The organism is Ornithinibacillus proteolyticus (assembly GCF_039581225.1).
In the GTDB taxonomy this organism is placed as follows: Bacteria; Bacillota; Bacilli; order Bacillales; family Amphibacillaceae; genus Ornithinibacillus; species Ornithinibacillus massiliensis.
In genome coordinates this window covers 1-8,168 of record NZ_JBCPXV010000074.1, presented here as the reverse complement: position 1 = coordinate 8,168, position 8,168 = coordinate 1, and the positions used below count along the sequence as shown (strand labels likewise).

The 8,168-nt window shown below is 36.2% G+C and carries 6 protein-coding genes and 1 riboswitch; of the genes, 1 reads left to right on the top strand and 5 read right to left on the bottom strand.

The window, feature by feature from the left end:
* Positions 1-373 precede the first annotated feature (373 nt).
* A complete protein-coding gene (locus AAIB49_RS18780; protein ID WP_343458938.1) occupies positions 374-1,921 on the top strand; it encodes a BCCT family transporter in 1,548 nt (515 codons plus the stop codon).
* Positions 1,922-2,287: 366 nt separating this feature from the next.
* Here AAIB49_RS18780 and AAIB49_RS18775 read toward each other — a convergent pair whose 3' ends face one another.
* The 5 genes from AAIB49_RS18775 to AAIB49_RS18755 all read right to left on the bottom strand — a co-directional run bounded on the left by AAIB49_RS18775 (position 2,288) and on the right by AAIB49_RS18755 (position 7,855).
* Complete coding sequence (locus AAIB49_RS18775) at positions 2,288-3,490, bottom strand: aspartate kinase (protein ID WP_339217094.1); 1,203 nt, start codon at positions 3,488-3,490, stop codon at positions 2,288-2,290.
* Between the two features lie 121 nt (positions 3,491-3,611).
* Positions 3,612-3,789, bottom strand: a riboswitch (Lysine riboswitch).
* Between the two features lie 175 nt (positions 3,790-3,964).
* Entirely contained in the window at positions 3,965-5,503 is a 1,539-nt protein-coding gene (locus tag AAIB49_RS18770; protein WP_343458937.1) for an AbgT family transporter, read from the bottom strand.
* Positions 5,504-5,726: 223 nt separating this feature from the next.
* On the bottom strand, positions 5,727-6,182 hold the full coding sequence (locus AAIB49_RS18765) for a DUF4279 domain-containing protein (protein ID WP_343458936.1): 456 nt from the start codon (positions 6,180-6,182) through the stop codon (positions 5,727-5,729).
* 314 nt (positions 6,183-6,496) lie between these two features.
* A complete protein-coding gene (locus AAIB49_RS18760; protein ID WP_481857898.1) occupies positions 6,497-7,087 on the bottom strand; it encodes a DUF421 domain-containing protein in 591 nt (196 codons plus the stop codon).
* Between the two features lie 312 nt (positions 7,088-7,399).
* Entirely contained in the window at positions 7,400-7,855 is a 456-nt protein-coding gene (locus tag AAIB49_RS18755) for an SRPBCC family protein (protein WP_343458934.1), read from the bottom strand.
* Positions 7,856-8,168: the final 313 nt, after the last annotated feature.

Below are 8,168 nucleotides of genomic sequence, written 5' to 3'. Positions count from 1 at the left end.
ATTTAAAAAAGTAAAAAAGCGGAAACAGATGGAAAGATATAAATCTGAAACCGTTGTCAAATTTGGAATTAAAACAATACAAAATAAGGGACTTTAAAAATCTCCCACAAATACTTGACTCAATCTTAACAGTTCAGTGGTTTGACTGAATGGCGTTTTATCGATATAATATTAAACTTATCATTCGGCTAATCAGGTTTTTAAATTTAAATGAAGGTAGGTGAAATTATTTTAGACGACTATAATAGGTGTAGGTTCAGAAAGAGAGCAAGTGGTACTTCAGTTCCGTAACCTTTTCCTCAAGACATCAAAGATTATCAATAGAAGATTAACATAACGTTCTCGCTTCGTTATATATTCTGGGAGGAAAAGAATGAAAACAATAAAGAATTTCAAAACGGACTGGACTACATTTGCTGTAAGTGGAGGATTTTTATTCCTCTTTGTCATTTTTTCATTAATTGACATCGATATGGTTGAAGGTTGGGTAACCGATTCCTTCAATTGGTCCGTAACTTTTTTTGGTGCGTATTGGCAATTATTATTACTAGGGAATTTTGTAATTGGTATTATATTAGCTTTTTCTAAATATGGAAATCTGAAGTTAGGAAAAATGGAGAAGCCTGAGAACGGTTATTTCCGTTGGATTTCTATGATTTTATGTACGCTTCTAGCTAGTGGTGGTGTTTTTTGGGCTGCATCAGAGCCAATCTATCATTTTGTTACCACTCCACCGTTGTTTGAAAATATTGGGATGACACAACAAGAGGCAGTCACACCAGCTTTATCACAAAGCTTTGTGCACTGGGGATTCCTAGCTTGGGCGTGTTTAGGTACGTTAACAACTATTGTCCTCATGTATGCTCATTATCATAAAGGATATCCACTTAAACCACGTGCTATTTTATACCCTATTTTCGGTGAAAAAATATTTACCAAAAGTATAATTGGTTCAACTGCAGATATTGTTTCCATTATTGCAGTTGCTGCAGGTACCATGGGTCCGATTGGATTTTTAGGTCTGCAAATTGGTTATGGACTTCACTTTTTACTAGGTATTCCAAATACGTTGGCTACGAATATTATCGTTGTTGGCGCACTAATCCTTATTGCTGCTATATCAGTAGCAAGTGGAGTTGACAAAGGTATTCAGTTCTTAAGTCGTTTAAACGTTATATTTGTTGTATTATTAACAGCAATTATTCTCATTATTGGTCCAACCATGTTTTTAATAGATTCTTTTATTAGTGCGGAAGCTTTTCAATTACAGCATTTTTTCGAAATGAATTTATATCGTGCAGATCAAGCTTGGCTTGGTTATTGGACAGTATTTTTCTGGGGCTGGTTCCTAGGCTATGCACCAATGATGGCTATTTTTATTAGTAAAATATCGCGTGGTCGTACGATAAGAGAGCTTATTATAGCTGTATCTATTATTGCTCCATTAGTTAGTAATTTCTGGTTTGCCGTTGTTGGTGGTACTGGATTATCACATGAACTAGCAAATCCTGGTTCCATTTCAACCCCATTAGATGCTGGTGGAATGCCTGCGACCGTAATGGCAATTATGGATCAACTACCAATGGGATTATGGATAGCTATTGGGTTCTTAATCGTTAGTATAGTGTTTGTATCGACTACAGTGGATTCCATTTCCTATACAGTAGCCGTAACCTTACAAGGTACAGATCAACCACAAAAGTGGATGAGAGTCTTTTGGGTCGTTTTATTCGGTATATTATCCGTCGTACTACTCACAATTGGGGAAGGTAGTATACAAGCATTACAAAACTTTATCGTTGTAACAGCAGTACCTGTATCGATATTGCTCCTTCCACCACTATGGAGTGCACCAAAAATTGTAAAGCAGATGGCAAAAGAACAACATATAGTACCTTCAGTTGAATCTACAAAGACGTGAAGGTAGAAGTTGTAAAATAAGAACTTTATAGACGAATATGTCTTACCATAACATTATTAATAAGTGAACACTAAAAGAGATTGGGCCAGAATGAAAGGCTCTATATGGAAAACCGAACTATAAACGATACTAGCTCCGGAAATATACCTAGACTCCTTTGAGAGGATAGGACACGCATGAGGCCAGGCCCCTCATGAAGTTGTCGCACTTGTACTAGAAGTGACAGCGAACTATATTCCTAAAGTGAAGTATGTGAACGATGTTCGGTTTTTCCTTTGATTAGAACCTTTTGTCCCAGCCTCTTACCTCTTAAATAGGAAAGCAAGAACCCCTAGATGAAATCCACTAGCATGCACCGCTAAAAAACTATAGATCAAAGCTTTTGCACAAAAGTAGTACTGCTTTTTCCCCATTTTCGATATCTAAAACATAAGAAATGCTGATTTCTGATGTCGTGACCTGATAAAATGGAATATCGGATTCAATTAATGTACGAAAGACTTTGGAGGCAACCCCCGTCATGTCACGCATTCCTGAACCAATAACGGATACTTTAGCAAATTGGTTTTCTATTTTGAAATAGAGCTCAGGATAGTCTTCTTTTAGATGGGAGAAGATTTTCTGGATTTGATATTCTTCCGTGTCTTTCATCGTAAAGGATAATTGTAATCCTTCATTGTTCGTGATCTGTGAGATCATATCGACATTAACTTCCTCTTGCTCCAAATGGATGAATACTCTATCAAGTAGGTGTATATCATTCTCAGGATAGTTCAATGTCACATGAATCATATCCTGATCAATCGCAACACCTGTGACCGCTTTTTTCTCTATCATTTCTACCGTTGACATAACCCAAGTTCCTTTCTCATCTGACAGTGTTTTACCTAAGTAAATAGGAATATTGAAATTCTTTGCTATTTCTACGCTTCGAGATACGAGAACACCTGAACCAAGCGCACTCATCTCCATCATTTCCTCATATGAAACTACTTGTAACCGTTTAGCATTAGGATAGATTCGCGGGTCGGTACTATAAACCCCAGCCACATCTGTATAGATTTCGCATGGGCATTGAATTGCTGCTGCAAGTGCTACCGCTGTCGTATCAGATCCTCCACGGCCAAGTGTAGTAATTTCATTGTCCGTATTAAATCCTTGGAAACCAGCGACGATAAGAACATCATATGTTTCAAAGAGTTGCTCAAAAAGCTTAGTATTAATCTTTGAAATCTTGCTCTTTAAATGATGGCCAACTGTTTCGATACCAGCTTGGTAACCTGTAAGAGGCTTAGATTTTACTCCTAGATCATTTAGAATAATAGATAGATAGGAGATGGTCTGCTGTTCACCGGTTGTTAGGAGGACAGCCAAATCCTGTTCGTTAGGTGATTGAGTAATCATACTCACCTGTTCCAATAGTTCATCTGTTGTCTTCCCCATTGCACTAACGACTACTACTAGCTGTTCTCCCTGTCTCACGCGGTCCTTCAAGTAGCCTGCTATACCTTTAATTTTCTCTAGACTACTAACACTCGTACCGCCAAATTTAAGTACATTTCGTTTCATAATCTTCCTTCTTTCTACGGATGCTGCTACCTCCAAGATGGTCAGAAATTGGGCATAGTATTATCCCAACAACAAAAAAACAAGCCGAGTATTCCGACTTGTTTCATGATCTGTCCTATGTACAAGTGGAAGCACTCCATTATTCAAAGAATAATGACAGACTGCATACTCTTAATATACAATCCAACAGAGACCTGTCTGCAAACAGAGCTCTATTTCGGCAAAGGCCCCTTTCGCTTACTACAATTTGCAGATTTATATAGTAAGTTACTGATGACATTCGCACCTCATCCAGTTAGTATTCAATTAATATTGTAAGTATATGAAAATTTCGCCGAATTGTAAACCAATAGCTTAAAAGTTTATCAAACTATTTTTAGATAATAGCCTATTTCTCAATATCCCTTCTTTTTCCATAGCGTTTTGTAACGAAAAAAGCATTGCCTCTAATGAAGCAATGCTTTTTAAAAATGATTAAGGATGATATTCTAATGGTCCACCTGGTCCAAGTGGTAGTCCTAATAGCATCCAGACAATAAGCATAATCATCCAGCTAATTAGGAAGAATATAGAATATGGAACCATTGTGGAAATTAACGTACCAATACCCATTTTTTTATCATATTTCTGTGCAAATGCGATAATTATTGCAAAATAAGTCATCAATGGTGAAATGATATTCGTAGAAGAGTCTGCAATACGATATGCCATTTGTGTTAACTCTGGTGAATACCCAAGCTGCATCATAATTGGTACAAAGACCGGTGCCATCATCGCCCATTTTGCAGAAGCACTTCCGATAAACAAATTAATAAATGCGGTAATCAAAATAAATAGAATAAGTAACGGAATACCAGTTAAATTAACACTCCCTAGAAAATCCGCACCATAAACACCTATAACTAGTCCGATATTTGTTTCATTAAAGTATGCTACAAACTGTCCCGCTGTAAATGCCAACACAATAAATGTTCCCATAGATGCCATGGTATCTGACATTTGGCTAGCAACATCCTTATCGCTTCGAATGGATTTGGTAACAATTCCATATGTTATACCAGGAATAAAAAATAGTATAGCAATAATTGGTACTAATGAACTCATAAATGGCGATCGAATTATTTGTTCCATTGCATCGCCCTCTAAACCGCGCATCGGTGCGTTTGGTGGAACTACAAGCAACATCGCAAGTACGATACCGATTACCACTGTAATACTAGCCCAGATTAGACCTTTTTTCTCAATTGCTTGAAGACCTTCCAATTCTTCTTTTTGATCACCTTTATAGGCGCCAAGTCGTGGTTCTACAATTCGTTCTGTAACCCACGCACCGACAAATGTTAATACGAATACCGAAACAGAAATAAACAACCAGTTCATTGCTATGTTCATTGTCTCTGCATATGCTGGGTCAATTATTGCAGCTGCTGCAATCGTCAGCTCCCCTAACATCGCATCCGTACCAGATAATAATAGATTAGCACTAAATCCTCCAGAAACACCAGCAAATGCGGCCGCCAGACCAGCTAGTGGGTGCCTACCAATTGCAGCAAAAATAAGTGCTCCTAGTGGTGGTAATACAACATACCCTGCATCAGATGCCACACTAGACATAATACCAGCAAAGACTAATCCTAACGTTATGAATCGATTAGGTACTGATAATACAAATCCTCTAAGAAGTGCGCTTATAAGCCCTGTACGCTCCGCCACTCCTATTCCTAACATCGTCAGTAGGACAACACCCAATGGAGCAAAGCCGATAAAGTTATCTGTCATACTTGTGAATATATATTGTATTCCCTCAGCACTTAAAAGGTTTTTGATTTCTACTGTCGTTCCTTCTTCACCAGGGTGTTCAACACTAATACCTAATGGTTGTAAAGCCGCCGAAAGCAGAATAACAAAAAGTGCCAAAATTGCAAACAATGTTGCTGGATGGGGCAGTTTATTCCCAACTAGTTCAATCCTATCTAAAGAGCTTTGAAATAGCCCCTTTCTTTTTTTCGCCATAAAAAATAGTCCTCCTAAATGCTAATTCTGTTGTTGTAAATTAAACTCATTTCTGAAAATTCAGATTAATAAGCAGGGTGAACACATTCTATCATTTCATAAAATAAATGCACAAATGACATAATAACAGGTTCTAGCCTATTTTTCAAATTAATATTAAATGGTTTCCACTAATTAACAATTCTTAAACTATTCACCTTTTAGATGAGTACTTTACTTTTTATTATTCTTCGTCGGTATCCTCTACAAAGCCGGAAATATAGTCATCAATTTCAAATTCTGCACCTATGTTAAGTGCAAATTGCATTACTTCTAACTCCAAGACATATCCAGGAGAAAGCCCTTCTTCTACATAAACAACTGCTTTTAACTTAGGTTCTATTTGAAATTCTCTTATTAATTCGTTAATAATGTCCACTTTATCTTTAAAGACATGAACTACTTCTTTCATTAACTTTTCGAAATCGTAGGTTTCAACTATACCTGTACTGTATACCCATTCGGTAAATGTGTGTTGTCTTTTTATCTTAGGATTGTTTATGTTTACCCACTCACCTAATTTTATCGTTTCCGTGGGGTTAATTCCTAACCTTTCTGTTACTATTGAAAGTGGAAAATCCCATTCAGGCTCTGTACTTGAAAGGGAAAAATAAATCTCAATTGATGTATCTTTAAACATATGAACCACCCCTAAAATTCTATAGGCTTAGCGCTACTACTACGTGTCTAATTAATTTCCAACCTGTATCATATAATTTTTTCTTTTCTTTTATAATGGTCTGCCCCTATCCCGTTGTTATCCTATATTCGACAAAATTTTCAAATCTCCTTCTTTAATTAATAAGGGAAAGGGATGGTAAAAAGTGCTATTATACTCGAAAATACTTTCCTACTTTCCTAAAAAAATAACCCTCATCAAATGAAGGTTAATCAATCTGCAAATCTATAACGTCTTGTAACTATTGTCTTAGCATCGTCACGAAAAAAAAGTACTTATTGTAAATGTTTAGGTATATCATCAGCTTTGTATTTTAAGGTTTCAGTGAAAATATTATCTGGTGATTGATTATTGGTTTCTACTTGTTGTCCGTTTTGAATGAACTTAATCAGGTTTTGAATATCTTCTTTTGTGGCAGGCTGTTTTTCCAGTTTTAAAGTGTATCCTAATTGTCCATTAGATTCTAATGTAGCATATTGAACATCACCAATATTAGAAATCCCTGCGTTCCGTAGTCGTTCTTCTAGTTTATCAACAGTTAATCTATGTTTTTTTAAATTGTTTTCCATTAACTTACCATCTTCAATAACAGGTGCAGCTTTACCAGATAGCGCTGTTTCTGCATTGTCAAATTTTAATTGGATAAATTCCGCTAGAATTAAAAAAAGCACCAATAACCCAGCAATCCCAAAAGTAGTCCAAAGCCCCCGGCCAGAGACAGGTTGAATGAGCAATGTACCAATAGCGATCATCATAACCGTTTGGGGAATAGTCATTTGAGAGATTGTTTTTCTTCCACCAATTCTTAAAATGATCGTTCCCACCATAAAAATAAGAAATGTTTGCCAAACTAAGTTTAAATCCACAACAATCATATCCTTTCTTTTATTTATGCTTTAGAATATGATTTGTCTAGGTTTTGATTTTATACGGAAGGACTGGGGTTTGGACCTTCTGTTTCCGTAAGTGGGCTTTAGTCCATTACTGCACGTCTTTAATATATACTCAAAACATAATCTTTTATTAGCAATATACAATCAGATTTAATTTGTTGCACTGTTGTGTTACCCTCCAGAAGTAGAAATAGATTGATCTATAATGGTTTAGTTACAGACTTTTTACTAGGCAACTCAGAAACTCAGATATAATGTAACCCTTATCTGACTCCCTAGTCTGTTTTATTCAACATCTTCTGCAATCCTTTTTAGTTCTTTAGTACGAGAGCTAATAAAATTTGCCATATATCTCTCCAAAAATAATTTGTCTACAATAATACCAACGATACCGAACGGTGACTTATATTCAAAGATATCTATCATTATAGTCCCGCCATTCTTTTCTACGAATCGATGAGTATGTGTAAAAGAATTAAAAGCGCCTTTTACCATGACATCAACAAACATGGTGGGCTTTTCCATATGAATTACTTTTGCTGTTAACTTTTGTCTAATACCGAAATGGGTAGCTTCCCAAGTAACAGTATCGCCCTTCCTTAATAGACCTTGAGTAATCCCACCAACAGCTTCTTCCTTAGTTTTAGAAGTAGTTTTAGTATGTATTTCTACGTTTCTTGCAAGGTCAAAGCATACTTCCCTTGATGCTAGAATAAATTGCTCATGCTTAATAATAGGCATTAGCTATCTCCTTTATAATAAAATTATTATAAGCAATGTTCATATCCTCTTTCACTTAATCGATAAGAATACCGAAATTCTATAATAAAAGTTTCTCTTGCTACTTAGATAAATAAACCGCTGTATATTTAGATTCCAATAAAAATATAACATCACTAGTTTACGATACATGCTTATAGTAATAAAAGAATCAAAACCACCAGTGTGAACTGGTGGTTTGCTCTGCGGCTTGAAGCCTCTTTTACCGGCCTTGGCCTTAAAGGCCCACTGAATGGTTTTCCCTTACGCACCACATCCACGCACTGATTCTAAA

What these genes read in the sequence shown, in the direction of transcription:
- AAIB49_RS18780 (WP_343458938.1), top strand. Translation starts at nt 374, where the DNA reads ATGAAAACAATAAAGAATTTCAAAACGGACTGGACTACATTTGCTGTA.
- AAIB49_RS18755 (WP_343458934.1), bottom strand. Translation starts at nt 7,855, where the DNA reads ATGCCTATTATTAAGCATGAGCAATTTATTCTAGCATCAAGGGAAGTA.
- AAIB49_RS18775 (WP_339217094.1), bottom strand. Translation starts at nt 3,490, where the DNA reads ATGAAACGAAATGTACTTAAATTTGGCGGTACGAGTGTTAGTAGTCTA.
- AAIB49_RS18765 (WP_343458936.1), bottom strand. Translation starts at nt 6,182, where the DNA reads ATGTTTAAAGATACATCAATTGAGATTTATTTTTCCCTTTCAAGTACA.
- AAIB49_RS18770 (WP_343458937.1), bottom strand. Translation starts at nt 5,503, where the DNA reads ATGGCGAAAAAAAGAAAGGGGCTATTTCAAAGCTCTTTAGATAGGATT.